General features: G+C 62.8%; 20 protein-coding genes, 1 tRNA gene and 1 pseudogene. 14 read left to right on the forward strand and 8 right to left on the reverse strand.

Annotation, left to right across the window (positions count from 1 at the left end):
* Window positions 1–12: 12 nt before the first annotated feature.
* The 3 genes from ispH (at window position 13) to EKL94_RS02995 (ending at window position 3,882) form a co-directional block, all read left to right on the forward strand.
* Window positions 13–963 (forward strand): 4-hydroxy-3-methylbut-2-enyl diphosphate reductase, encoded by a 951-nt coding sequence (ispH, locus tag EKL94_RS02985; RefSeq protein ID WP_049428543.1) that lies wholly within the window; start codon window positions 13–15, stop codon window positions 961–963.
* Between the two features lie 364 nt (window positions 964–1,327).
* A complete protein-coding gene (locus EKL94_RS02990) occupies window positions 1,328–3,220 on the forward strand; it encodes a M61 family metallopeptidase (RefSeq protein ID WP_126927915.1) in 1,893 nt (630 codons plus the stop codon).
* Entirely contained in the window at window positions 3,217–3,882 is a 666-nt protein-coding gene (locus tag EKL94_RS02995) for a lysoplasmalogenase (RefSeq protein ID WP_126927916.1), read from the forward strand. The genes EKL94_RS02990 and EKL94_RS02995 overlap by 4 nt, the downstream gene beginning before the upstream one ends.
* 82 nt (window positions 3,883–3,964) lie before the next feature.
* Here the strand turns inward: EKL94_RS02995 and EKL94_RS03000 are convergent, their stop codons facing one another.
* From EKL94_RS03000 to EKL94_RS03020, 5 genes are read right to left on the reverse strand one after another with little or no spacing between them, the layout of a single operon-like run.
* Window positions 3,965–4,684: a hypothetical protein gene (locus tag EKL94_RS03000; RefSeq protein WP_126927917.1), complete on the reverse strand. Its 720-nt coding sequence runs from the start codon at window positions 4,682–4,684 to the stop codon at window positions 3,965–3,967.
* Window positions 4,681–5,637, reverse strand: a complete 957-nt coding sequence (locus EKL94_RS03005; RefSeq protein WP_126927918.1) for a hypothetical protein — start codon at window positions 5,635–5,637, stop codon at window positions 4,681–4,683. Before EKL94_RS03005 ends, EKL94_RS03000 begins: the two co-directional genes overlap by 4 nt.
* 46 nt (window positions 5,638–5,683) lie before the next feature.
* The gene (locus EKL94_RS03010) at window positions 5,684–8,482 is read right to left on the reverse strand and encodes a TonB-dependent receptor plug domain-containing protein (RefSeq protein ID WP_126927919.1); all 2,799 of its coding nucleotides are present in this window, start codon (window positions 8,480–8,482) and stop codon (window positions 5,684–5,686) included.
* 11 nt (window positions 8,483–8,493) lie between these two features.
* Window positions 8,494–9,462: a FecR family protein gene (locus EKL94_RS03015; protein WP_126927920.1), complete on the reverse strand. Its 969-nt coding sequence runs from the start codon at window positions 9,460–9,462 to the stop codon at window positions 8,494–8,496.
* Window positions 9,459–9,968 (reverse strand): RNA polymerase sigma factor, encoded by a 510-nt coding sequence (locus EKL94_RS03020; RefSeq protein ID WP_029379863.1) that lies wholly within the window; start codon window positions 9,966–9,968, stop codon window positions 9,459–9,461. The genes EKL94_RS03015 and EKL94_RS03020 overlap by 4 nt, the downstream gene beginning before the upstream one ends.
* A 256-nt stretch (window positions 9,969–10,224) precedes the next feature.
* Here EKL94_RS03020 and EKL94_RS03025 point away from each other — a divergent pair, with 256 nt between their 5' ends.
* The 4 genes from EKL94_RS03025 (at window position 10,225) to EKL94_RS22600 (ending at window position 15,573) form a co-directional block, all read left to right on the forward strand.
* A complete protein-coding gene (locus EKL94_RS03025) occupies window positions 10,225–13,098 on the forward strand; it encodes an autotransporter domain-containing protein (RefSeq protein ID WP_126927921.1) in 2,874 nt (957 codons plus the stop codon).
* 98 nt (window positions 13,099–13,196) lie between these two features.
* Entirely contained in the window at window positions 13,197–14,201 is a 1,005-nt protein-coding gene (locus tag EKL94_RS03030; RefSeq protein ID WP_126927922.1) for a 2-hydroxyacid dehydrogenase, read from the forward strand.
* A gap of 50 nt (window positions 14,202–14,251) precedes the next feature.
* Window positions 14,252–14,327: transfer RNA gene (locus EKL94_RS03035), tRNA-Thr, on the forward strand.
* A gap of 280 nt (window positions 14,328–14,607) precedes the next feature.
* Window positions 14,608–15,573, forward strand: a complete 966-nt coding sequence (locus EKL94_RS22600) for an RHS repeat-associated core domain-containing protein (protein WP_260473365.1) — start codon at window positions 14,608–14,610, stop codon at window positions 15,571–15,573.
* Between the two features lie 208 nt (window positions 15,574–15,781).
* Here the strand turns inward: EKL94_RS22600 and EKL94_RS03045 are convergent, their stop codons facing one another.
* Entirely contained in the window at window positions 15,782–16,066 is a 285-nt protein-coding gene (locus tag EKL94_RS03045) for a hypothetical protein (protein WP_126927923.1), read from the reverse strand.
* A gap of 91 nt (window positions 16,067–16,157) precedes the next feature.
* On the opposite strand from EKL94_RS03045, the pseudogene EKL94_RS22805 reads away from it, so the two are divergent.
* A pseudogene (locus EKL94_RS22805) lies at window positions 16,158–16,379 on the forward strand (Arm DNA-binding domain-containing protein); the annotation flags it as partial.
* Window positions 16,380–16,397: 18 nt separating this feature from the next.
* On the forward strand, window positions 16,398–17,360 hold the full coding sequence (locus EKL94_RS03050; protein ID WP_260473366.1) for a tyrosine-type recombinase/integrase: 963 nt from the start codon (window positions 16,398–16,400) through the stop codon (window positions 17,358–17,360).
* A gap of 5 nt (window positions 17,361–17,365) precedes the next feature.
* Here EKL94_RS03050 and EKL94_RS03055 read toward each other — a convergent pair whose 3' ends face one another.
* Entirely contained in the window at window positions 17,366–17,707 is a 342-nt protein-coding gene (locus tag EKL94_RS03055; RefSeq protein WP_126927925.1) for a helix-turn-helix domain-containing protein, read from the reverse strand.
* A gap of 149 nt (window positions 17,708–17,856) precedes the next feature.
* Here EKL94_RS03055 and EKL94_RS03060 point away from each other — a divergent pair, with 149 nt between their 5' ends.
* Complete coding sequence (locus EKL94_RS03060) at window positions 17,857–18,390, forward strand: hypothetical protein (RefSeq protein WP_126927926.1); 534 nt, start codon at window positions 17,857–17,859, stop codon at window positions 18,388–18,390.
* A gap of 737 nt (window positions 18,391–19,127) precedes the next feature.
* On the opposite strand, the gene EKL94_RS03065 is transcribed toward EKL94_RS03060, so the two are convergent.
* Window positions 19,128–19,688: a MarR family winged helix-turn-helix transcriptional regulator gene (locus EKL94_RS03065; protein WP_126927927.1), complete on the reverse strand. Its 561-nt coding sequence runs from the start codon at window positions 19,686–19,688 to the stop codon at window positions 19,128–19,130.
* Window positions 19,689–19,803: 115 nt separating this feature from the next.
* Between EKL94_RS03065 and EKL94_RS03070 the strand changes: the two genes are divergently transcribed.
* From EKL94_RS03070 to EKL94_RS03085, 4 genes are all read left to right on the forward strand, one after another.
* Window positions 19,804–20,256: a hypothetical protein gene (locus EKL94_RS03070; RefSeq protein WP_126927928.1), complete on the forward strand. Its 453-nt coding sequence runs from the start codon at window positions 19,804–19,806 to the stop codon at window positions 20,254–20,256.
* Between the two features lie 301 nt (window positions 20,257–20,557).
* Complete coding sequence (locus EKL94_RS03075) at window positions 20,558–21,631, forward strand: bZIP transcription factor (protein ID WP_126927929.1); 1,074 nt, start codon at window positions 20,558–20,560, stop codon at window positions 21,629–21,631.
* Between the two features lie 1,679 nt (window positions 21,632–23,310).
* Entirely contained in the window at window positions 23,311–23,748 is a 438-nt protein-coding gene (locus EKL94_RS22810) for a dCTP deaminase (RefSeq protein WP_440087534.1), read from the forward strand.
* Window positions 23,748–24,295, forward strand: a 548-nt coding sequence (locus EKL94_RS03085) for a dCTP deaminase/dUTPase family protein (RefSeq protein WP_185829981.1), incomplete at its 3' end; no start/stop codon positions are given. The genes EKL94_RS22810 and EKL94_RS03085, both read left to right, overlap by 1 nt.

The raw sequence follows: 24,295 nt of genomic DNA on the forward strand, positions 1-24,295 counted from the left end.
GAGATTGAACTGATGGATGTGCTGCTCGCCAACCCGCGTGGTTTCTGTGCCGGTGTCGATCGTGCGATCGAGATCGTCAAGCGCGCGATCGAAACGCTGGGCGCGCCCATCTACGTCCGCCATGAAGTGGTGCACAACCGCTTCGTGGTCGACGACCTGAAGCAGCGCGGCGCGATCTTCGTCGAGGAACTCGATGAAGTGCCGGACAACAACACGGTCATTTTCAGCGCCCACGGCGTGTCCCAGGCCGTGCGCCAGGAGGCCGAGCGCCGTGGCCTGAAGGTGTTCGACGCCACCTGCCCGCTGGTGACCAAGGTGCACTTCGAAGTGGCCCGCCACTGCCGTGCCGGCCGTGACGTGGTGCTGATCGGCCACGCCGGTCACCCGGAAGTGGAAGGCACCATGGGCCAGTGGAACCGCGAAGCGGGCACCGGCCAGATCTATCTGGTCGAGGACGTGGAGCAGGTTGCAACACTGCACATCAACCAGCCGGAAAACTTCGCCTACACCACCCAGACCACGCTGTCGGTGGATGACACGCGCGGCATCATCGATGCGCTGCGCGAGCGTTTCCCGGCCATGCAGGGCCCGAAGAACGACGACATCTGCTACGCCACGCAGAACCGCCAGGATGCCGTGCGCGATCTGGCCAAGCGCTGTGACCTGGTGTTGGTGGTCGGTTCGCCGAACAGCTCGAACTCCAATCGTTTGAGCGAGCTGGCCCGTCGTGAAGGCGTGGAGTCGTACCTGATCGACGGCGCGCATGAAATCGACCCGGCATGGGTGGTGGGCAAGCAGCATATCGGCGTGACCGCAGGTGCCTCGGCGCCGCAGGTGCTGGTCGATGGCGTGCTGGCGCGCCTGGCCGAGCTGGGCGCCAGCGGCGTGGGCGAGCTGGATGGCGAGCCGGAATCGATGGTGTTCGCGCTGCCGAAGGAGCTGCGCCTGCGGTTGGTCGACTGACCGCGGGCTGATTCGGGTGGGTGCGAACCTTGGTTCGCACCGCTTCTGTATCCATCCTATCCACGCATGGCGTGGATCTACTGAAACTGTTGTGGTGGGTGCGAACCTAGATTCGCACGGCTTCGGCATGCATCCCATCCACGCATGGCGTGGATCTACTGAAACCGCTCTGGTGGGTGCGAATCTTGGTTCGCACGGCTTCTGGATCCATCCCATCCACGCATGGCGTGGATCTACTGCTCACGGTCTTGTTGCCGGGTTTGCCGCTTCTGGTGGGGTTCGCGCGGGCCATGACCTTTGGCCATGGGGCAGCGCACTCTACAGGCCTAGCATCGGAAGATTCTCCGTTGTTGGAACCTGCCCGATGAAGACCCGAGCCCTGGTGATGTCCGTGCTGTTCGCGCTGGCGGCCACGCCTGCACTGGCACAGACCTCGCCACCGGCGAACGCGGCGAACGCGGCGGCCGCCGGCCTGCTGCGCATCGATGTCGATGCGCGCGATCTGGCCCGTCGAATCTTCAAGGTGACCGCTACGGTGCCGGCCAAGCCCGGCCCGATGACCCTCCTGTACCCGCAGTGGATTCCCGGCAACCATTCACCCACCGGCCCGATCGACAAGCTGGCCGGCCTGCGCGTGACCGCCAACGGCAAACCGCTGGCCTGGCAGCGTGACCAGTTCAACGTCTATGCGTTCAAGGTGAACGTGCCAGAGGGCGTGAGCGAGATCGTCGCCCACTTCGATTTCCTGTCCTCGCAGGGCGGCAGCCAGGGCCGGGTGGTGATGACCCCGGAAATGCTCAACCTGCAGTGGAACGCCAATTCGCTGTATCCGGCCGGCGTCGATGCGCGCAACCTGCAGGCGCAGGCCAGCGTGACCCTGCCCAAGGGCTGGTCGTTCGCCACTGCCCTGGAAACCGCGCGACGCGACGGTGACACCGTGGTGTTCAAGCCGATCTCGTATGACCATCTGGTCGATTCGCCGTTGTTCGCCGGCGAGCACTACCAGCGCATCGATCTCGATCCAGGCGCGAAGGTGCCAGTGCACCTCAACGTGTTTGCCGACGAAGCCAAGTCGCTGAAGCCGAGCGAGGCACAGATCGCGATGCACCGCGCGCTGGTGCAGCAGGCCGACAAGCTCTACGGTGCGCGCCACTACAACCACTATGAGTTCCTGCTGGCGTTGACCGACCGTCTCGGCGGCATCGGCCTGGAGCATCACCGCTCCAGCGAGAACAGCGCCGATCCGGGCTACTTCACCGAATGGGACAGCAACGCGTGGATGCGCGACCTGCTGCCGCACGAGTACACCCATTCCTGGAACGGCAAGTACCGCCGCGGCGCCGATCTGGCTACTGCCAATTTCAACGTGCCGATGGGCGACAGCCTGCTGTGGGTGTACGAAGGCCAGACCCAGTTCTGGGGCCAGGTGCTGGCCGCACGCTCGGGGCTGTGGTCGGTCGCGCAGGCGCGCGACATGCTGGCCAACGTGGCCGCGACCTATGATCGTGGCCGCCCGGGCCTGGCCTGGCGCCCGCTGCAGGACACCACCAACGACCCGACCATCGCCCAGCGCCGTACGTTGCCCTACCGCAACTACCAGATGAGCGAGGACTACTACTCCGGCGGCCAGATGCTGTGGCTGGAAGTGGAGGGCAAGCTGCGCGAGCTGAGTGGCAACCGTCGCAGTCTGGACGACTTCGCGCGTGCGTTCTTCGGCTTCGGCAATGGCGACTGGGACGTCAACCCGTACACCTTCGATGATGTGGTCGCGACCTTGAACGGCATCGCGCCGTACGACTGGGCGACGTTCCTGCGCGGGCGCCTGGACGGCCACGGTTCGTTGACCGGCGGCCTGGAGCTGGCGGGCTGGAAGCTGGTCTACCGCGATACGCCGAACGACGCCTACAAGGCACAGGAAAAACGCGCCAAGGCGGCACTGCTGGCCTATTCGCTGGGCGCGACCGTACTCGATAGCGGTGCGGTGGGTGACGTGATCTGGGACAGCCCGGCCTTCAATGCCGGCCTGGCGCCGGGCATGAAGCTGATCGCGGTTGGCGGCCGCGAGTACAGCAGCCAGCGCTTGAAGGACGCAGTGGCTGCGGCAGCGAAGGACAAGGCGCCGATCGTGTTGCTGGTGAAGCAGTTCGACCGCATTGAAACGATGAGCATCGCCTACCACGGTGGCCTGCAGTACCCGGTGCTGGAGCGCATCGCCGGCAAGCCTGATCGCCTGGCGGACCTGTGGAAGGCGCGATGAAACCGCGCGCCCGCGATGCTGTGATCCTGTTGATGGTGATCCTCGCCATCGTAGGTGCATTCCTGCATGGCGATGGGCGTTGGCTGCACTGGCTGGCCAAGCCGACGACCACGCTGCTGATCGCTGCCATCGCCTGGCGCGTGCACGATCCCGCGCAGCCGTTCTATCGGCGTGCGGTGCTGGCCGGCATGTTGCTGTCGTGCGTGGGCGACATCGCGCTGATGCTGCCGATGGATGCGTTCGTACCGGGGCTGATCGCGTTCCTGCTGGCGCACCTCTGCTACATCGTCGCCTTCCGCGATGGCCTGCGTGCCGGGCGTGGGCTGGTCGGCGCCAGCGTGCTGCTGGGTGCCTTCGCCGTGCTCAACGTGCTTGGCCTGTGGCCGCACCTGCCGGTGCCGATGCGCGTGCCGGTGCTGGCGTACGTGGTGGTGCTGGCATCGATGGCGGTGCTGGCCCTGGCACGGCAGTGGCGCAGCCCGCAGCCCGATGCCGTGGAAGCCAGCAGTGCGCGCTGGGCTGCCGCCGGTGCGTTGCTGTTCGTCGCCAGCGATTCACTGCTGGCCTGGGACCGCTTCGCCGGCGGCCTGCCGCTGGCCAGCCTGCTGGTGCTGTCCACCTACTACGGCGCGCAGTACGCCATCGCCCGCTCGGTGAAATAGAAAAAGGGGACGGAGGGGATTAAGTCGCAAACCGCACCAAGCCACATACAACTTAATCCCCTCCGTCCCCTTTTTGTGTGGCCTATCGGCGGTTCACGCCGCGCAGGGTGCCCTGTGCATCGAACTGCAGCCGCACGGATTCGCGGTCACCGGCCACTTCGTCCGGCAGCCACACCAGCTTGCCGCCTTTGCGCACGATCACGTACACGTGGCCGACTTCGGATGCGGGGTTCTGCAGGGCATTGCGTTGTTCCTGCAGTGCCTGTGCCACGCGCGGCACGGCCTCGAAATCGATGCTGGCCAGGGATGTGCTGCTGCGCTGCAGGCTGATGGTCGGCGCAAACTGCTGCGGGTTCACCGGATTGCCCTTGCGCCACTGGCCACGTTCAAAGTGATAGCTGTCGACGTGGCCCGGCTGTTGCGGATCGACCAGATCGAGGTTGATGCGGCCATCGTCGTAGAAGTGGATGCTGTGGAAGACCGTCAGCCGCTGGCCGGCCAGTGCTGGCAGCTGCTCCAGTGCCTGACGGGCAGCCAGCAGGTAGTCCGCATCGAACAGGCGATTGTTGCGCTCGGGCGCCGCAGCGGTACTCGCCGCAGGGAAGGGCGCCGGGGATGGCACAAGCGATACGGGTTGTTCGCGCGGCGACTGAGACGAGACAGAGGGTGGCAACCGGTCCGGCGGTACCGAATGCCCCAGCGTTTCGCTGATGGTCTGCACTGCGCCGCCGGCAACGGCCACGCCCGCCAGAACCAGCAGCAGTACCAGGAACACGGCGCGGGTGGAGGGCGGCTGTTTCATGCTCCCTCCAGGCGCACGTTGCTGCGGTCGTCCGGGTCGTACAGCAGCGTCACGTGCTCGCGCGGGATGTTGGCCAGTTCAATCAGCGGGATGAAGCGGCGCACGCGGGCCTGCTGCACGTTGCCTTCGCGGTCGATGTATTCCAGCTGGAACTCCACCTGCGGCTGTTCGTTGAGGTAGGTGCCGGTCTGACGCACCTTCAACACCCTGGCCTCCACGCCGATGCCGCGATACTTCAGCGCATCGCCGCGGGCATCGGCGTGCAGCAGGCGGCCGAGCAGGCGCAGGCCCAGCGCATAGCCACACAGCACCAGCGGGCACACCAGCAGCGGGTGACCGAACGACAGGAAGGTCCAGCCCAGCCCCTCGCTCTGCAGCTGGTAGGCCCACACATAGGCAGCGGCAACGGTGGCGATGCCGAGTGCTGCACCGATGCCGCGCCGCCACAGGCTGGCGACATTCAGTTCGGGCTGGGCACCGTCCAGCACGATGTTGGGGAACGCCCCGGGCGTCCGGCCCAGGCGCGCATCGATGTGCCTGCCCACCTCGAAGCGATGCAGCTGGGGTTTGCTGTCGATCACCAGCATCTGTTCGCGGATCGGCGTGCCGGACAGGTTCTTGAAGAACAACTGCAGTTTCCATTGCGCGAAGTCACGCACCTGCACGCCGGTCTGTTCGGCCTGTTCGATCAGCGCACTGCGCGGTTCACCGTCGGCCAGGATCGACTGCACCCGGTGCAGTGCGCGCGGCGGCCCCAGCAACAGGTAGTGCAGGAAGGCGAACAGCAGCGTCAGCCACAGGGCCATCGACAGTACGAGCAGCACCAGTGCCAGCCACGGTGCACTGCGGTCGACCAGGGCCACCGGCCACGAGGTGCCGAAATAGAGAATGCAGGGAAAAGGCAACGCGAAGAACAGCAGGAACGCGCCCCAGAACCAGAGATAGGCTTTCATGGGGGAAGGGGACCGCGGTGGAACGGGGCGCGTAGATTACTACGCTTCAGCGGAACTGCAGGGTAAGCAGGTAGTAGCGGCCGAGCGGATCGTCCAACCCCGGCATCTGCCCGCCATTGCCGACCAGATAGTTCACCGGTTGCGTGTCGAGCACGTTGTGCACGTCCAGCGCGGCAACGATGCGCGGCCCCAGCCGACGTGCGAGGTGCAGGTTCCAGCGCAGCTGCCGTGGGTTCATGCAGTGGTTCCGGTCGACCTGCTTCTGCGGGCATTCCGCCCCCGGCAGCCAGGCACGCGTGTGCCCGATCTGGTTGCCGCGCAGCGCGATGTCCCAGTTGTTGTTCTGCCATTGCACGTTCAACACCGCAGCCAGCTCGGGTGTCACATGGCCACGCAGGTCCACGGCGGCCTCATGGTCACGGCGGCGACGCAGTTCCTGCTGCTTCAGCGCATCGAGCGAGAACAACCATTGGCCGTTGCTACCGCTGTCGATGCGGTACTCGCCACGCAGCACCCAGTTGCGGGAGGTGGTGCGGCCGATGTTGTCGAACGACAGGCGCAGGCTGCTCAGGTGGCCGTCTTCATCCAGTTCCCAGGTGCTGCGATTCCACACCGCATCGCTCGGCTGCAGGGCGAGGATCTCGTTGCGCAGTTCCACGATGTTGTGGGTCAGCGACAGCGAGAAAGCGTCGTTGGGTGTCCACGTGGCTGCCAGCGAATGGCTGCGCGATCGCTCGGCCCTCAGTGCATCGTTTTCAACCACGTTGGCCGTGACGCTGCAGCCGCCACCACGCGTGGCGATCGCACATTCCGGAAGGGCACTGGACACCGGAAGCGTGATCGAGCCGAAGTAGCCGGGAGGCCGCCGTTGCTCGAACAGGCTCGGTGCACGATAGCCGCGCCCGCTGGCCAGCAGGAACGACCAGTGCGGCGTCGGGCTCCAGCGCAGCCCGGCACGTGGCGAGAACGCCATGAAGCCGCCATCGCGGTCCCAGCGTGCAGCCAGGTCCGCGCGCAGCGTGGGTGCCAGCGGCAAGCCCAGCTCGGCGTAGACGCCACTGCTTTGTCGCGACAGGCGGCGTCGCTGCTGCGGCAGGCCCAGCGCAAGGTCGCCCTGGCTCAGCAGCGCGTCCGGACGCGAGACCCAGCGTTCATGGCGCAGGTCGATGCCCGTGGCCAGCTGCGCATTGCCCCCGGGCATTGCCATCAGCTCGCGCTGCACGCCCCACCAGCCCTGCCATTGTGCGGTGCTGCCACGGTTGCGGATGGACGGAAACAGTGTGTCCGCCTCGGCCGCCGGCGGCGCGTCGAAACCGGGAGTGAACCTGCGCGCCTGCGTTGCTTCAAGCAGGCGTGTCGTGCGCACGGCACCTGCAGTGGACAAGGTGACGTCGCTGCGCTGCGCGCTGATGCCCGCCTCCCAGCTGCGCCGGCCCTGGTCACGGCCGATGCCGAGGGTGATGTCCGCATCGGTGGCGCGGACGCTGGGGCGCACGTTGCCGGCCTCGCGCAGCACGCTGTTGAAGGTGATTCCGCGCGAGACCACCGCAACGGCGGTCGGGCCCAGGTCGAAGCGCTGGCGGTTGTGACTGGCCCGTGCCTCGACATAGGCATAGCGTCCCTCACCACGTTCATGCCGGTAGTGCAGGTAGGCCGACGCGGTATCCGAGGCGGGCTGCAGCGAACGCGGCCGCGCGCTGTCAAACCAGCAGCCATCCTCGCGCCGCTTCAGGGGCGGCTCGCAGCGCCGGGCGGGCACGTACCAGTTGCCGAAGATCGCGCCGATTGGATACAGCGAGGTTTCCGCATGCCAGTCACGCTGGTCACCGGCGACATGCTCGACACGGTGCAGATCGAGGCCGGCAAACCAGCGGTCCCCGTTGCCACGCGCGCCGCCCGTAGCGGCCTGCAGGCGGTACTGGCCCGCATCGCCGCGGCTGCTGAGTCCGGTCTGCAGCATGGCTTCGGGCCCATCGGCCTGGTCGCGCAGGATGATGTTGACCACGCCGGACATGGCATCGGCCCCATAGATGGCCGAGGCACCGCCGCGTACCAGTTCGATGCGGTCGACGAAGCTCAGCGGAATGCCGCCGAGGTCGGTGAGCCCACCCTGTTCCAGCGACACCATCGGATAGCGCGGCAGGCGCCGGCCGTTGACCAGGAACAGCGTCGCCCGCGGGCCCATGCCGTCGAGGCTGGTGGTGGCCGCTGCACCCACCGGCAGGTACTGCGAATCGCCGCCGCGCGAGGTGCTCATGGCGGGATGGCCGTTCATGCCGGGCAGGTGCCGCAGCAGGTCGAACAGATTGCCGTAGCCACTGCGCAGGATGTCGTCGCGATCGATGGTGGTGACCGGCAGTGTGGTCTGCACCGAAGAGCGCGGCAGCCGGCTGCCGGTGACGTGGATGGGTGCCAGTTCCACCTGGTGTGGCGTGTCGGTGGTCTTGGGAGCCGGGCGCGGCAGGCGCGGGGTTGCGTCCGCCTTCGGCGGCTTGGCAGGTGGCTCGGGATGGATACGCCGCACGACAAAGGCACCCGAGGACGTACGCAGGATGTTCACCGGCAGGCCGGCGACCAGCTGCTTCAGCGAGGCCCCGGTATCGCGTTGGCCACGGCTGCCATCGGTGCGCAGATCGTCCAGTTCACGTGCGTCGAACAGCAGGGCGGTGCCACTCTGCCGGGCCCATTGCTGCAGTGCCGGCACCAGTGGGCCGGCGCCCACGTCGATCTCCAGCGTGCCGGCGGGCTCGCCGGCATCAGCCATCGGTAGTGCGGCAACACCCAGTGCAAGGCATAGCAGGGCGCGGAGCAGCCCCCACTGCAGCGCACCCGGACCTGCCTTCACTGCCGGTCTCCTCAGTAGGTGCGGCGCAGTTCCAGCGCGCCATCCGGACGCGTCTGGCCAGCCACGGACCAACCCAATTCCAGCGCCGACAGCAGTTCCTGTGCATCACCGGCGCGGAAGGTACCGCTTACAGCCAGGTCGGTGATCTCCGGATCGACGATCACCAGCGGCGTGCGGCCATAACGGTTCATGCGCTCGACCACGATCGACAGTGGCGTGGCATCGAATACCAGTTGCCCGCGCAGCCAGCCTTCAGCGGCTGCGTTGGATGAGAGGGCAGGGCCCGGCTGGATACGGCCGGAGGGCAATACCTGCAGCTGTTGGCCGGGCGCCAGCGTGTGCTGCGCTGCGCCGTTGCTGACTTCCACGGCACCTTCCAGCAGCGCGACCTCGACCAGGCCGTCGTGCAGGCGTTCCACCTGGAAGGTCGTGCCGATGTCGCGGATCGTACTGTCGCCGGCGTGCAGCTGCAGCGCCTTGTTCGACGGTGCGACCTGCAGTTGCAGCCGGCCCCGCTCCAGCACCAGATCACGATGGCGCCAGCCGAAGCGGGCGCGGAGGGTGGTGCCGGCATCCAGCATGGCGACGCTGCCATCGGCCAGCGTCTGCTGGAGTGGCTGGTGCGAATCATTGGCGTAGACCTGCGGCGTCGGGTTGCCGTCGACGGCAACCATCCAGCCGATGCCGATCGCCATGCAGACACCGGCGGCAGCGGCCACGCCCGGCAGCCAGCGCCGGCGCGGCGGACGCGCCGCCCGTGCCGCGGCGGTGCGCAGCCAAGGGTCAGCCGCAAGCTCCGCGCCCTGCTGGAACAGGGTTTCGGCCTGCACCCAGGCTTTGACGTGGGCCGGATCTTCGGCCAGCCAGTCCTCGAACGTTTCGCGTTCGGCCGACGTGCAGTCCGGGGCTTCCAGGCGGGCTACCCAGGCGCTGGCGCGTTCAAACAGCTGTGCATCATCCCTGTGCGGGGTGCCACTCATTGGCCGTCCCTGTCGTTGTGCAGCGGATCCGATCCCAACTCCTGACGCAGGCCCTGCAGGGCCCGGGCGATATGTTTTTCCACGGTCTTGGCAGTAATTCCACAATGCCGCGCGATCTGCGTGTAGCTCATGCCGGTGATGCGGTTGAGCAGATAGACCTCGCGTGCGCGTTCGGGCAGCTTGAACAGGGCCTGCCGCAGCAGGGACAGCATCTGCCCTGACTCGGCCTGGCGCAATGGATCGGGCGAGGAACTGGACGGTTCGTCGCTGCCATCGTGTTCGGCCAGCGGCAGATGCGGCCGCGACTGCGGCGAGCGTCCGCGGTCTGCCAGGCGGTTGCGGGCGATACGATACAGCAGCAGGCGCAGTTCGTCCGGGCCCTGTGCGCGATAGCGGATCAGCCGCTCCATGCAGTCCTGCGCGATATCCTCCGCATCCTCAGGCCCGACCCCCCGCGTGCGCAGGAACGCGCACAGCGGTGCGCGCTCTTCGCGTACGAACGCGATGAAGGCATCCGCAGGTGCGGGCGGCTCCGGCGCGCGATGGATCAGGGGAGACGGGGTGGACAGGGCTGGCCTCGACTGTCGGTGGCGAATGCGTCATCGAGTTTTACGCGACGATGACCGGATGGGGAAGAGTGTGCATCGATCGGATTCTCATTGTGAATGTATTCATTTTTCAGGATCCGTTCCACTGGGGGAGATCGCCCCGCTGCAGCGTTGATCGTTCTACCCGCGTGTTGCGGGTGGAGAGAGAGAACGCATGAAGTATTCGAAGTTGAGCCTGGCCCTGGCCGGGCTGATGGGCGTTGGCGCCATCGCGGCAGCTGATGACGTCATGGCAATGAGTTATCACGTGCAGGACGATCGCGTCTTCCTCAGCGGCGGCGTCACCGTCGCCGATGTGGTGGCGCTGCCCGCACTGCTGGCCAAGGCGCAGGCTGAAGGCCGTCCGATCCGCGAAGTCGTGCTGCGCACGTCCAACGGTGGCGCGCTGATCGCCGGCGAGTGGCTGCAGGCGGTGATCCGTACCCAGGGCCTGGACACCATCGTGTCCGGCCACTGCATTTCGTCCTGCTCGATCATGCAGTCCGGTGGCGTCAACCGTTACCTCGGCGGCGATCTGCCGCTGGTCGACTCGGTGCAGATCCACGCGGCCAGCAGCGGCGGCAAGGTGATCTACACACCGTCGCCGCGCATGACCCAGATCTATACCGGCAACTACGGTGGTGGCATGGATGCGGGCCTGTTGCACAAGGCCATGTATGAAGTGGTGCAGCCCAATGGCCTGCTGGTATTCCGCGACCCGGCGCGTACCACGGGTACGTCGGTCACCTTCGATCCGGATGGCAGTGGGAGCAAGCTGGAGTCATTCCCGGGCCAGGACATCCGCAGCAACAGCATCATCAACACGGCGGGCTATCGCGATCCGGGCGACACCCTTCGTGTCACCAGCAACGTCAGCGGCGACATCAACCCGGGCTACCTGCGCACCGCGCGCCAGCTGCAGGCCTTCGTCGACGACGATTTCGCGCGCTGGAGCACCGATTGGGCCAGCACCTACATCAACTATGCGGTGAGCCTGTACAACTTCTCCACGCGTGGGCCGGACGGTATCGGCGCGCAGTCGTTGCAGCAGCTGCTCGCCGACCCCGACCTCCAGGATGAACTGCGCGGCCAGCTGCGGCTGGCTGATCTGGATGCCTCGACCCTGGCCAACTCCGCCGGCGTAATCCGTGTCAGCAATGGCGCCACCTGGCGCACCGCTGAAACCACCGGCGCCGATTTCATGCTGGTCGACAACGGCACCATCGCACTGGAGGGCGGCGCGCTGCGTACCCCAGAGCTGCGGGTGATGCCGGGCAGCATCGTGGTTGGCCATGGCGATATCGCATCGGTCGGCACCGACAGCGATGCGCTGCTGGGTGGCACCGGCCCGTCCTACCGCGAAGATGGCTTCAACCGCCTGCGCGTGTTCGGCACGCTGATGCCGCGCGGTGGGGATCTGGTGACCCACGGCTACGTCAACATCATGCCCGGCGGGCAGGTGCTGTTCGATGTTACCGAAACCGGTGGTACTGGCAATGGCCGCCTGCGCGTCGGCAGCTTCTACGATGGCGGCACCGAGGAGGGCGCGCTGGTGATCGCGCAGGGCGCACACCTGGCGTTGAACGTCGCCCAGGGCTTCTATGCCGGTGCCTACCGCCGCGATCTGGTGGAAGGGCCGATCTACCAGGGGGGCTTCCAGGATGTCGTGCGGCTGGGGGACGCCGGCTACAGTGCCAGCATCACTGCCGGTGAAGTGTTCCGCCCGCGCCACAATTCGCTGCTCAGCTTCAACGTCAACCAGACGGCCGATGGCCTGTGGCTGACCGCCAACCCCGGCTTTGACCAGCTGGGCCTGTTCGCCAACGGTACGTCCGGCGATGGCCTGGGCCGCGCGCTGGCCGCTGCATCGGACCGCCAGGACAGCGGCCTGAAGTCGCTGCTGGGTGCGCTGCAGTTCGCTGACCGTGATGTGATCGCACAGCAGGCCGGTGCTCTGCGCGGTGATGCGCACGCCAGCCTGCGACTGGCCGACACTGCACTGGTAGGCAGCATCGGCAACGTCGTGCAGCAGCACCAGTCGGCCATGCGCAGCGGCGGTGATGCCGATGGCCTGGCCTCGCAGGTGGCGCAGTCGGTCTCCTCCCAGCCGGGCATGCGCCATGGCAGCCTGTTCAACCAGCTGGCGATGCACCTGGTCGAGCCGGCCTCGGGCAGTGTTGCGGGCAGCGGTGATGCTGGACGCAGCCATGGCATCTGGGCACGTGGTTTCGCCAGTCATGGCCGCATCGATGCTGACGGCGGCGTGGCCGGCCTGAGCCACAGCATTGGTGGCATCGTGGTCGGTGCCGACACCCGCGTGGCCGATGACCGCGTCACCCTGGGCGTCAGCGTGGCAGCGGCCGACATGTCGACCAAGGCCAGTGATGGCTCCGGGTTCACCGGTGATGTGCGCGCGCTGGACGTCGGCGGCTACCTGGATGCGACGTACTCGCGGGGCTACCTGTCGGCGGCGGTGCGCTACACCGATCTGCGCCACGATACCCGTCGCAGCATCGGCGGTATCGATGGCCTGCAGCAGCCGCTGCGTGCCAAGTACAGCAACGATGCGATCTCCGCACGAGTGGAGCACGCGTTCTCGTTCACCACCGGCAAGGGCGTGGTGATCCAGCCGTTGCTGCCGGTGGTGGACTACGCGCGTACTTCGGCCACCCGCTTCAACGAAGGGCAGGGTGCCGGTGCGCTGGTTGGCCGCAGCGGCAGCCTGGAGAGCATCCGCGTGGGTGCGGGCCTGCAGCTGTTCAAGACCTTCGAGGGCAACAATGGCGAGCGCATCACCCCGCGCGCCCGGGTGGTCTGGCAGAAGGAACTGGGCGATTCGCAGGCCCGCTACAGCACCGGCTTCGCGGCTGCGCCGGATCTGGTGTTTGGCGCCAGCAGCCAGAGCGTGGGCGAGCAGGTGCTGGCCTGGAACCTGGGTGTGACCAGCCGCGCCAGCGAGCGCCTGTCGATCATGGCCGACTACGTGGGCGAGCGCCGCGACGGGCAGATCCAGAACGGCGTGATGCTGGGTCTGGGCTACAGGTTCTAAGCGGCACGTGGCACCGGCGATGCCTGCATCGCCGGTGCCATCCCCAGAGGGCGCGTTGCTGCGGTATGGTCGGCGTGGCATTCCACCCAGGCCCGTCCATGCAGATCGCCGTCTTCAGCGCCCGCCCTTATGATCGTCGTTTCCTTGAGGAAGCCAACCAGCGCGATGCCGCTGGAAAGGGCTTTGCGTTCGTCTATTTCGATGCCGCGCTGGATGTGCATACGGCTGCACTGGCGCAGGATTGCGCTGCGGTCTGCGTGTTCGTCAACGATCGACTTGATGCGCAGGTGCTGCGCGCGCTGCACACGTTGGGTGTGCGGGCCGTGCTGCTGCGCTGTGCGGGCTTCAACAATGTGGATCTGGGGGAGGCGAAAGCACTGGACCTGTTCGTCGCGCGTGTGCCGGCCTATTCCCCCGAAGCGGTGGCCGAGCATGCACTGGCGCTGGTGATGACCCTCAACCGCCAGACCCATCGCGCCTACAACCGCGTGCGCGAGGGCAACTTCATGCTCGATGGCCTGCTCGGGCGCACCCTGCATGGGCGCACGGTCGGCATCGTCGGTACCGGCAAGATCGGCCTGGCTACCGCACGCATCTTCAAGGGCATGGGCTGCACGGTGCTGGGGCATGACCCGTATCCGTCGCCGGCCTTTGCCGGCGTGGGCGACATGGTTGGACTGGATGAACTGCTGGCGCGCGCCGACATCGTGTCGTTGCATTGCCCAGTGACGCCCGATACCCAGCACCTGATCAATGATGCGTCGCTGGCGCGGATGAAGCCAGGCGCGATGTTGGTCAACACCTCGCGCGGCGGGTTGGTCGATACCCATGCGGTGATCCGTGCGCTGAAGTCGCGGCGGCTCGGCCATCTGGCCATCGATGTCTACGAGCAGGAAAGCGCGCTGTTCTTCCAGGACCTGTCTGGCGAGATCATCGACGACGAGGCCTTCCAGCGCCTGATGACCTTCCCCAACGTGCTGGTGACCGGCCACCAGGGCTTCTTCACCGTCGAGGCGCTGCAGGAGATCTCGGCGATCACGCTGGGGAATCTGCAGGATTTCGCGACCGGGCGGGTGTGCGCCAACCGGGTAGAGGCGAGCTGAGCCGGATGGATTGACCGCCGGGGCGCCCAGCCCGTAAAATCGCGGGCTCCGCCGGAATAGCTCAGTTGGTAGAGCGGCGCATTCGTAATGCGTAGGTCGCAGGTTCGACTCCTGTTTCCGGCACCAGTTGCAATGAAAAGCCCCGGCCTTGGTCGGGGCTTTTTGTGCTTTGGTAGCGCCGGGCCATGCCCGGCGGAATGCCGGCCCCAGTAGTGCCAGCCCATGGCTGGCAGCCCCTAATTTCCGAATCTCGCGGCCAGCCCGGCTTCCCAGGCGCTTAGCGCCGCGCCCTGTTCCCGATCTGGAAACCGCACCCGGCCATTCCTGTGTTATGAATACACGGCCTTGCTTCAAGGCACTTTCAGGGATTGGAAGGATGCGCAGGTTCGGGGGAACTGCAGGCGGTGTGTCGACCCGCTTCAGGAGGATTGAACGAGTTCGGAAGCTGGGGGCATTGGGCGCCTGGCTGTGCTGCGTGCTGCTCGTTGGCCTTGGCGTGTCGCCAGCCGCAATCGCCCAGACGACGGTCACTTATATCCACACCGATGCGTTGGGCTCGGTCGTAGCCGAGAGCGATGCCAACGGCAAAGTGATCAAGCGCTATGACTACGAGCCGTACGGTGCCGTGGTGGGTGGTCAGGTCACGGACGGACCTGGGTATACCGGGCATGTGAGCGATGCGGCCACCGGGCTGAGCTACATGCAGCAGCGGTACATGGATCCGCAGCTGGGTGTGTTCCTATCGGTGGATCCTGTGACGGCGTATGAGCAGCCGGTTGGGCAGTTCAATCGGTATCGGTATGCGAACGGGAATCCGTACACCTACGTAGATTCTGATGGAGAAGCCGGAAAAGTTGCATGGCTCGTCAGGCTCACCGCAAACCAGGTCCATAAGATTGCACGACTGACTCAGGAGCAGGCCGTCAGTGCGCGCCGGGCGCAGCAGAACGTGATAGCGGACAGAAGACAAGTAGCGAGGCAGATTGAGACATCCGCACACGGGGCGGAGGGCCAGCTCAAACATGTGGGCCATGAACTAGAGGGGGGCGGCAAAGGACTTCCGCATTACCAGACAGAGAGCGTAAGGGGACACTCCTTCTGGGGTAAGGTCAGCGTCGGCGCACTAGCTCTGGCCGGTACGCTTGAGCAAGTTGCTGATTCGGCAGAGTACATCCCTGACCCGGTTCCTAGACCTGCTGAGCAGTCTGATATTGCAAGATGGAATGGCACTATGAGTGCGATCAGCGAGAAGACTGGCCTGCCTATGCCGGGCGTAAAGATGGGCGAGGATGGTGGATTTCAGGGTTATTTTCGAGTTGACGGAAGGCTTGATTCTAAAAGGCTGGATCAAGAGCTGAGCAAGGGGAGATAGGCTTGTGAGATTCTATGAGTTCATGGTTGAAGGGATCTTTGTTCGAGCGTCTGGCCTCGGGGCTGATGTTGGCGGATTCCAAGCGACGTTTTTCATCAAGTCATCGAATGTTGCGACTGCAGTTGATCGCATGCGGTGGGTACTTTTGGATCGTATGGGTTCACATTTCGTATCGACTATTGAGATGGGATTATTCAGAACATATTTTTCAATACGTGACGTTTGGGAAATTTCTGAAGGGAGGATGTTTGAATTCGAAGGGCGTGACCTGGGTTTTACTTTTTTTAGGATAGGCAAGGTTGAGCGCATGTGTCTTGCGTTCCGGCGTATGCTGCTTAGGATCTTTCGGCCGCAGCGGGTGTTTTTCCCGCGCCGGAACGCTTAGATGTGGGCTGTGATGCACTGATTTGGGCTGGATGTATCCAGCAAGAATGTGGCGGCGTTCGAAGGATTTGCCTTGATTTGCATTTTCCCGCGACGATTGAGAGCGCACGAATTTCTTGGTCGCGGACGATCCTCATCCAAACACCGCCTCGCATCCTGTCCTAAGTTGGACTTATCGCCACTTACGGACGCTCCGCCCAATGTCATCCGCCCTCACCAAACGAATCGTTCTTACTGCTGCGCCCAGGGATCGTCCCTATGAGCTCAGAGACGCTCAGGTTCGTGGTCTGATACTTCGCGTGCAGCCCTCAGGGCACAAGGCTTGGATCGTTACCTGGGCGCACGGTAAGCGTCGTACCTTAGGGTCGGTAGAGCACCTGACTCTCGACCAAGCTCGAGACCAAGCTCGGCAAGCAGTCGCTGAGTACGTTCAGTCCGGGTTGCCCGCGCTTGCGAAGACCAAGCCCACCAGTTGCACGCTGGAAACGTTGCTCAATGATCACTTCGAGCCTTGGGCGGTGGCTGAGCTCAAGGGTGGTCGTCAGTACCCAGACCGCATCCGATCGGTGTTCCCGTGGCTGCTGCGTCGTCAGATCATCGAAATTGACGTGTCCACAATGGAGCGCTGGTGGCGCGGACGTGTCACTGGCCCTGATGCCGTCACCAAGGCTACCGCAGCGCGCGACTTTGCTTGCCTGCGTTCTGCCTTGTCGCGGGCGGTTGAGTGGAAGCTGATCGAGACTAACCCCTTGATGGGCATGCGTCAGCGATCAGCAGCGAGCCGTAAGGTCGTGCGGTTCCTGTCCCCGGATGAAGAGGCGATGCTCCGGGCCGCGCTGGCAGCGCGCGATCTAGCTGGGGTCGAGGGCAGGGCGAACGCCAATGCTGCTCGTCGCCGGTATCGGCAGGTGGTTCTGCCTGATTTGCCGATGGACGGGTACGTCGATCACCTGACCCCGGTGGTTCTTACAGCCATTAATACCGGTATGAGACGTGGTGAGCTGTTGTCGATGAGCTGGGCTGACATCAACTGGGAAGCAAAGATGCTGACGATCCAGGCGGAGAACGCCAAGTCCGGTAGGCAACGTCATATCCCGCTAAACGTCGAAGCCATGGAAGTCCTGCAGCGTTGGGCAGGGCAAGTAGGCGAGCGACGTGCGGGCAAGGTTTTCGACGTAACCGACATCAAGAAGGGGTGGGGCAAACTCATAGCCGATGCCCGCATTGAAGAGTTCCGCTTCCATGATCTGCGCCATCATTTCGCATCACGCTTGGTGCGGGCAGGGGTGGACCTGAACACCGTGCGGGAGCTCTTGGGACACGCAGACATCACCATGACTCTTCGCTACGCCCACCTGGCCCCGGACACCCTGGCGGCGGCAGTTGCCAAGCTGGCGGCGTGAGAGCGCTAGCCCCTCTGCGTTCCAGCCAAACGCTCGAGCTCTTCCCGCATCCTTTGGCGCTCCGCAGAGGGAAGCTTGGCGAACGCCAAGATCGCCGCAGCTAGGTCATCGTCCTCGGCGAACAGGTAGGCGACCGGTACATCCAAGGCCTTGGCCAACTCTGCAGCCTTGGTCATGTCGGCTTGGTTTCGTTCGCGCTCGTACCTGTTGATCAGCACGGCACCCCGGTTCTTGTCCTGATCCTTATCCACCAGCGCCCCCAGCGCGCGCTGGGACAGCCCGCGCAGTGCTCGAGCTTCGGAGAGCCGCTTGGAAAACGTTGCAGTAATGACAGTGGGCGAGGGCACGCGGAGGTAACGGTCTGTGAACCTGCAGCAGCATGGGCCATATACCTGATCAGTAGAAGTCATTACCATATCAGTATATGGCGTTGTGCGAGGTATGACTGGCCGCAAGGGGTGGCCGGGCCCGTCAGCGCTCAGTCGGGGACGTTGGGATGAAGAACCGGATTACGCATGTTGCCGTCATGTCGTTGGTGCTGACGGCTGTTGTTCCCGGGCAGGTAGTGGCTCAACAACAGCGGTCATACGACCGTTTCAAGGATCGAACTTCCTACGAGGCCAAAGTGGAGCTATCGGAGCTGTCCAAGACCAGCAGGGGCGTTTCTGTCAGCGTACGAAGCGTGGTAGACGGAGATCGCGCTGTAACGAAGTCGGACTCTTTCACCGTCTCGGCCATCCTCACCTTCAACATGTCCTATGACGTTCGCTGTGCCGGTACGAGCTTTGACATGCTCGTGGATGGAAAGGCTGTTTCGCTTCCCAGCGACATGCCCGCATTCAATCGATACGAGTACGCCATCCTTTCATTCGGCAAGAAGATGACCTTGGCAGAAGTAGGGGCCTTCACCGGTGCCAAGAGGATCGAGGTCCGGGTCTGCGATACCGAATACAGCCTGGACGATGAGCAACGCGCTGCATTGCGTGATCTGGTCAAGGGCGCTCAGGTGGGTAGTCCAACGGGTGGCTGACGTCGGAAACCCCAGTGCATCCAATCATGGAGGAGAGAACATGCAAACCAGCGATCCAGCAACTAACCTTTATCAATGCCCGGCTTGCCGTGCTGCCATCCCCTCGGGTAGATCATCCGCGAAGTGTCCTAAGTGCTATGCGGACCTACCCAAGGCAATTATTGAATCGAATCGTGCGAGCGCGAACGCCCGGGAAGAGCGTGGCTCGACAGCGGCGTGTGTGGCATTGGGGCTAGTTGCACTCGCAATTGGGCTCTACTTCCTGATCAACCCCTCAGCAAGCGGTTACGGCAACATTGCCAACATGCATGCGCTAGCAGTAGGGCAAGCACTGACCATCGCTGGGGCTGTGCTGCTGGGCTTGGGCATTCGCCCTCGCTGAGCAACTAGATTTGCCGCAACCAGGCCCGCTGATGGCAACGTCAGTGGGCCTTTTTATGCTAGCTGAGGTGTCACCTGGCTAATGTCTCAGCCACCAGGCTAGCTACCCAGAACAGACGCTCTAGGATCGCTCTGTCGGCCGATCTGGGGCTGCCGGAGGGCTGTCGATGCAGGGGTGTAGCGACCCTGCCAGGCTAGCGTTGTGCGGCGATTGGTGCGCATTGGCGAACAACGGATTCTAATTGTGTGCGTGGATGATCCGTATCCAAAGCACGAAGTCCTAGATGGTTCGCGAAGGACTCGTTACCTAGCTGCCGTAGTGGGGTACCGGAATCGATCACTCCATACAGCCGTGATCATTCGAGCTCAGCCCTCCTTCGGGACTCAGCAACTCTGGACTGTTGATGGTTCTTTGCAACTGCATTCTTGGTTGACTGCTTTGAGAGGGTGCGCATGTAGGCCGCTCGATGCTCCTCTTTTCGCTCGTGTTCACGCGTCAAGTTCAGCTTATCAATGGCCTTCAGAAGCTGGCTTTTGCCGCTAGGCGATAGCGCCTCGCTAAGATTTTCAAAGGTGTCCTCCCAGGCTACCTTTCCTCCAGCGAGCTTAGAGTGCCCGAATGATGTGATCGCAAGTCTCTTGGCTAGGGCATCAATAGACGTTTCTGACACCATCTTTTTGCGTATCAGACGCCCAACAAGTACAGACATTGATGCTGGAGTGGTGCCAATCAGTCGAGCGAGGCTCGCCCGCGTCATCGGATAAGCGTTGGCACCTTGTGCCCGCTCGATAGCCTCTAGCGCCAGGAATCCAGAGAGGGATAGGTCGTATTCCTTGAGGCGGACTTCAAGATCACTAGTCAGCCCGCTGGCAAGTATCAATAGTGCCTTGAACTCAGGATGGGGTAGTTGGCTCATGCCACATCCTAAGGTGGTGGACTGGTTGAATTCAATGGGTCCGCCACTTACTTGCTTGGCAACCTTGTTTCCAGCGACGGCAATTTCGCGGTCGCTAGCAACTAGGACAACTACCATGCATAAGCACAACAATATTGATCGCTCCATCTGCCTCTTCGCTGCGCAGCGTGAGGGCAGGGACGCGCTGCACGCCGCGCAGAGCGCAATTTCTGAAACGATCATGGGCGGTGAGCAGCTTGTCGTGGATAAGGTGTGCGAAATCCATCGCGCCTCCACCTACAGCGAGATGACTGCATTCGAGGCCACTGCCGAGTTTGCCAGCAGGCTGCAGCTCAACACGGGTGCCACTGACCGTCGCTACGACCTGCGCGTATGCGATGCCTCGATGTTCCGTGCGATTTGGAAGGCTCGCCAGATGGTTGACATGACCGGTATCAACTACCGCGACTACATTCAGCGTGCTGTGACCTACCTGCGCCACTGCGGCAAGAAGCGCATCACTCCCGCAATGCTTGTCTCTGCTGAAGTACAGCTGCACGTGATGGAGCTCGACGCCGTCAGTCGCTGAGGTCCGAGCCGGTAGCGGCCCTTGGCGACCATGTTGGGTGCGGAGGGGCCCCTCTGCGCCTAACGGCACTAAGGAGCGTGGTGGCTAGGGATGGCCTGGGACCAGGTGAAGTTCAGGCTGTCACATTTGGCGATAGCGCCATCCAACCGCTTGGGGGCCGTTCCCTCATCTGACTCGCGTCATCCATTGCGCGCCCGCAGCGGAAACGTCCGGGCGCGCCGTGCGCTAGTGAACATAAGAAGACCGGCGATTTCATCGGCCCGGTCGGTATAACACTGTCTTTATCGAGGAGGGCAGGAGAATGGCTAGGAACAAGAAGTCAGGCGCGACGGGCGGGAAGGCAAAGGTAAAACGGCCTAACCCGGCCCGAAAGAAGGCGTCTGCGAAGAACATGATGGAGGCGCAGAGCAGGCATGCCTCGTATCAACGCGCGCTGAAGTCGGCTGATCCCGTGAAGCGACAGGTGGGAGAGCTGGTCTTCCAGCGCACGTACATCGATAAAGGCTTGCTTGCCAAAGAGGCATTGTTGCTGCGCACCCGTTGGATCGGGAACCGCTACATGTCCCCGGTGCAGGCCACGCAGGCCTTCACGGAGGCATACATCGCCGCGTACCGTGCTGCTTGGGCGCGCCACTTTGACCTTTCCGAAGCGCCGCATAAGCAGCCCTGTGCGACAAGTCTCGCATTGAACGACAGGTCGGTTATTACCAGCTTGTGGCGGGCCCGTCAGAAGGCTGACGAACTGGGGATGCCGTACGATCTTTTCTGCGAGATCGTACTTGATCTCTGGTTGTCCGGCAGGAAGGCCAAGCAGCCACCATTGCCAAACCAGCTGCTTTCCGGGAAGTTGTTCGGCGCATGGATGCGAGGACACCCCACCTGGGCTGAGACTGGTGAGCGGTTGTTCTTGCCCGCTTGGGATCGGCGCTTCTTTATGGAGCCGTCTGGAGAAGATCCCGTGCATGCTGCGGCAATGCGGGCATTGAGTGCCGATGTGCTGCATGCAAAGGACCGCCCCGCTCGATTGGCGCAGTATCTTGGGGCTGGTGGACCGCTGACAGAGGCGCGTGCCAAGGCGATGTTTGAAGAAGACATGGTCCGGGATGCGCTGGCGATGGTCGCCGAGCCTGCTGAGGTCAACGAAGCGCCTGAAGGATACGCTCCGGCGTGCATCGGCAATCGTAGCGACGTGCGGGATATGCCGTGTCACAACTGCCCATTCGCTGTGCAGTGCTCGAGCGTAAAGCGGAAGGTGACACGTGCGCTGAACGCGGCAGGCGTCTCAGGCGATCCCCGTGCGGACAGGAGGCGTGAGCAGAACCGGAACAGCCAGCGCAAGCATCGCGAGGAGCAACGGCGAAAACTGGCTGCATAGCGAGCGCCAACAGGGTCTTACGCGCGCAAACGAGCTTGCTTGTCAGCAGCCCCATAAGAGCTATAAATCAAAAGCAACTACCTTCTCTTTGAGAAGGTAGATCTTTACAGGGATGGCAGCAGTGATGTCCCGTGACTGGTCCCATCGGTACTCGGGCCTTCGGCCCTCGCACCTTGGGTCCAGGTGCGCGCCCCTTCGGGGACGCGCAACAAACGATAGCCGGGGTTCAGTAGAGAGCGTGCGCCGGGGTTGCCGAGGATGACCTGTAAGCCTCTGTGTTCAATACTGCCGGTGTTTGCGTAGGGGTGTCGCTGGCCGGTCCTGTGGCGCCCTCAGCGAGCTTCTGGCGCAGCCTGGCGTGCATCCTGCAGGCCGCTTACGGGCGCAATGTCCCGGCGATCACCGTGATGTACAGATTGCTCGCCCACGTATGCAGTGCTTACGGCGATCCACATGACACATGGTCAATGGCTACTCGGATGGTCATGTGGATTGCTGTAAACCGCAGTCCTCATTGATCGACGGCGTAATTGGCCGCGAGATTGTATGGGTGGCTTGGCAGTGTAAGCGCGCTTCGAAGATCCTGGGGGCTGGTGTATATCTCATACAAAGCGCTATCAAAGCGCGTGTGCCCTGAGCTCGACGTGCAACATGCGGGCGGCGGTGCATGAGCCTGTGCCTGCAATCGCAAGGCATGGCCTCTTTGTATGAAGCACACGATGGTGTTCGGCCATGTACGGGCGGCAAAGAAAGTTCGCCGTTCAAGTCTCATCCCCTGCGACCGATATGCTCAAGGATGCATAAAGCAATCACCGGGACGGCTGCATGGATCGTTGGATGTGGATGATGGTAAGGATGTATGCGCCCGCACTTGGGGCTTTGGCGCTGGGGTTGCTGCTGATGCTGCCGTTGGGAATGCTCCGGGAGAGTCCGGTGCTTGCAGGGGGGTATGCGATGGCGCGATGGCTCCCTGCGTTGGCTATCGCGGTATCGGTCGCCCTTGCACTTGTCGCTACTCTAAGGCTTTGGCGCTGGGATCAAGGGCGCAGCGCTTTGGTTTGCGAATGCGGTGGCTTACTGGGACGGGAGCGTCCTGGGCGTTTTGGTGCATATCGAAAGTGTCTCGCCTGCAACCGTAACGTCAATGAGAGGTACTACACGTAGGTTCGGTTCCGGGGCGCATACACCGCAAGCCGCTGTCCGCCTTGAAAGCAGGCGTGGGCACCACCTGGCTTTCCCTGGCGCTTCACGGGCCTGAATCGGCTCAATGTGACGGCTCCCTGGCTTACAAGGCACTTATCCGCGCCCTGGCTGCCAGTTGGGGTTGGCTAAGTCGTTGTTCCAAGAGGGGGCCAGCCATCCGTGGTGCCTTGGGCAACTGCATCAGTACTGCGTGGTAGATCAGCTGAGCGGCTGGTGTTGGCAACGGCGCAACTAGTACTCTAGCTCACACAGATGAGCGATTGGGGTGGATTTTTTGCCATGAAGATGACGAGTTGGGGGTTTTGCAACCGTGAGGAGGGCTTTTCCTTCGTCACCTGGATATTTGATGATCTGTCAGATGGACTAGAAACGGAGGGGCGGAAGTGATCATTCCTCCCCGAGCCATATTTACTGGAGATCCCAGCTCCTGGCCCGTTACCGGTCTGTCAGATCGGGAGGCACTTGATCCAGAAGGCGTGGGAATTGACCTTAGGCTGGATAAAGTCCACGTCATTGCAGATGGGGGCGAGCTGCTGGTGGAGACTCGGCGGACTTCAACTTCACATTCTGTCGATACTGATGATGCTGGGTGCTACGTCTTCTCACCTGGAAATTGGTATCTCGTCACAACTGCGGAGTCTATGAATCTCCCGATGAACCTAGCTGCGGCTGTTTTTCCTAGAAGTACGCTATTTAGGAGTGGTGTCGCACTTCACTCGAGTGTAGTTCCTCCTGGGTATTGCGGAACGCTGACTTTCGGTCTTAGCGTGGGCGGAGGGACTGATTTTGTGATCCAGCGTTTTGCTCGATTCTGCCATCTCGTTGTTGCTACTGTGGCTGATGGCGCTACGCCTTATCGTGGGCAATGGCAAGGGGGGCGAGTGTCTCAGCCATTTCCAGAGAGGCAAAAGTAATGAGTGTAATAGAGATCGGTGGAAGAATTGCAAAGGACGAAAAGACCTTCTCGGATGTTGGGTTGTCCGATAAGAGCCTTTTGTACTTAAAGGGTGGCCTGGAGCCGGGTGCGTACTCGATTGATTTGAGCGTTGGAGGAGCCTGGAACGAAAGCTATGGGTTGACTTCAGGACAGTTGTATCGGATACCTCAGGAAGGTCTCGATATAGGGAGGCATGGGTCCATCGTGATTGAAGTCGCAGAGGATATTAGCGTTCCGCATAACATGTACGGAATCCTGGTTCCAACCGGTAGCCTGTTCCTTGATCGAGGGATACTTATTGCTCCAGCTAAGGTGGAGCCATGTTTTTCCGGTTTTTTGAAGTTGAGACTTTTCAATACTACCGGCTACAAATATTGTCTGAAAAGCGGTGACAAGATTGCATCTGTCATCTTTTTCTCTACTGAGAACACATCGTTCCAGTCCAGAGTCGAGAAGGCAAGCTTGACGATAGATAGCAAGGTTCCGCTTAAGAAGAGATTGGGGGCTGTCTCTTATTCCCATCT

This window comes from Stenotrophomonas maltophilia, assembly GCF_003970865.1.
Classification (GTDB): Bacteria; Pseudomonadota; Gammaproteobacteria; order Xanthomonadales; family Xanthomonadaceae; genus Stenotrophomonas; species Stenotrophomonas maltophilia_AR.

Excerpts from the sequence above, each read along its gene's own strand:
- EKL94_RS03015 (WP_126927920.1), bottom strand. The coding sequence starts at position 9,462 with ATGAGTGGCACCCCGCACAGGGATGATGCACAGCTGTTTGAACGCGCC.
- EKL94_RS03005 (WP_126927918.1), bottom strand. The coding sequence starts at position 5,637 with ATGAAAGCCTATCTCTGGTTCTGGGGCGCGTTCCTGCTGTTCTTCGCG.
- ispH (WP_049428543.1), top strand. The coding sequence starts at position 13 with ATGGATGTGCTGCTCGCCAACCCGCGTGGTTTCTGTGCCGGTGTCGAT.
- EKL94_RS03065 (WP_126927927.1), bottom strand. The coding sequence starts at position 19,688 with ATGAGCCAACTACCCCATCCTGAGTTCAAGGCACTATTGATACTTGCC.
- EKL94_RS03060 (WP_126927926.1), top strand. The coding sequence starts at position 17,857 with ATGAAGAACCGGATTACGCATGTTGCCGTCATGTCGTTGGTGCTGACG.
- EKL94_RS02995 (WP_126927916.1), top strand. The coding sequence starts at position 3,217 with ATGAAACCGCGCGCCCGCGATGCTGTGATCCTGTTGATGGTGATCCTC.
- EKL94_RS03070 (WP_126927928.1), top strand. The coding sequence starts at position 19,804 with ATGCATAAGCACAACAATATTGATCGCTCCATCTGCCTCTTCGCTGCG.
- EKL94_RS03075 (WP_126927929.1), top strand. The coding sequence starts at position 20,558 with ATGGCTAGGAACAAGAAGTCAGGCGCGACGGGCGGGAAGGCAAAGGTA.
- EKL94_RS02990 (WP_126927915.1), top strand. The coding sequence starts at position 1,328 with ATGAAGACCCGAGCCCTGGTGATGTCCGTGCTGTTCGCGCTGGCGGCC.
- EKL94_RS03000 (WP_126927917.1), bottom strand. The coding sequence starts at position 4,684 with ATGAAACAGCCGCCCTCCACCCGCGCCGTGTTCCTGGTACTGCTGCTG.
- EKL94_RS03025 (WP_126927921.1), top strand. The coding sequence starts at position 10,225 with ATGAAGTATTCGAAGTTGAGCCTGGCCCTGGCCGGGCTGATGGGCGTT.
- EKL94_RS03030 (WP_126927922.1), top strand. The coding sequence starts at position 13,197 with ATGCAGATCGCCGTCTTCAGCGCCCGCCCTTATGATCGTCGTTTCCTT.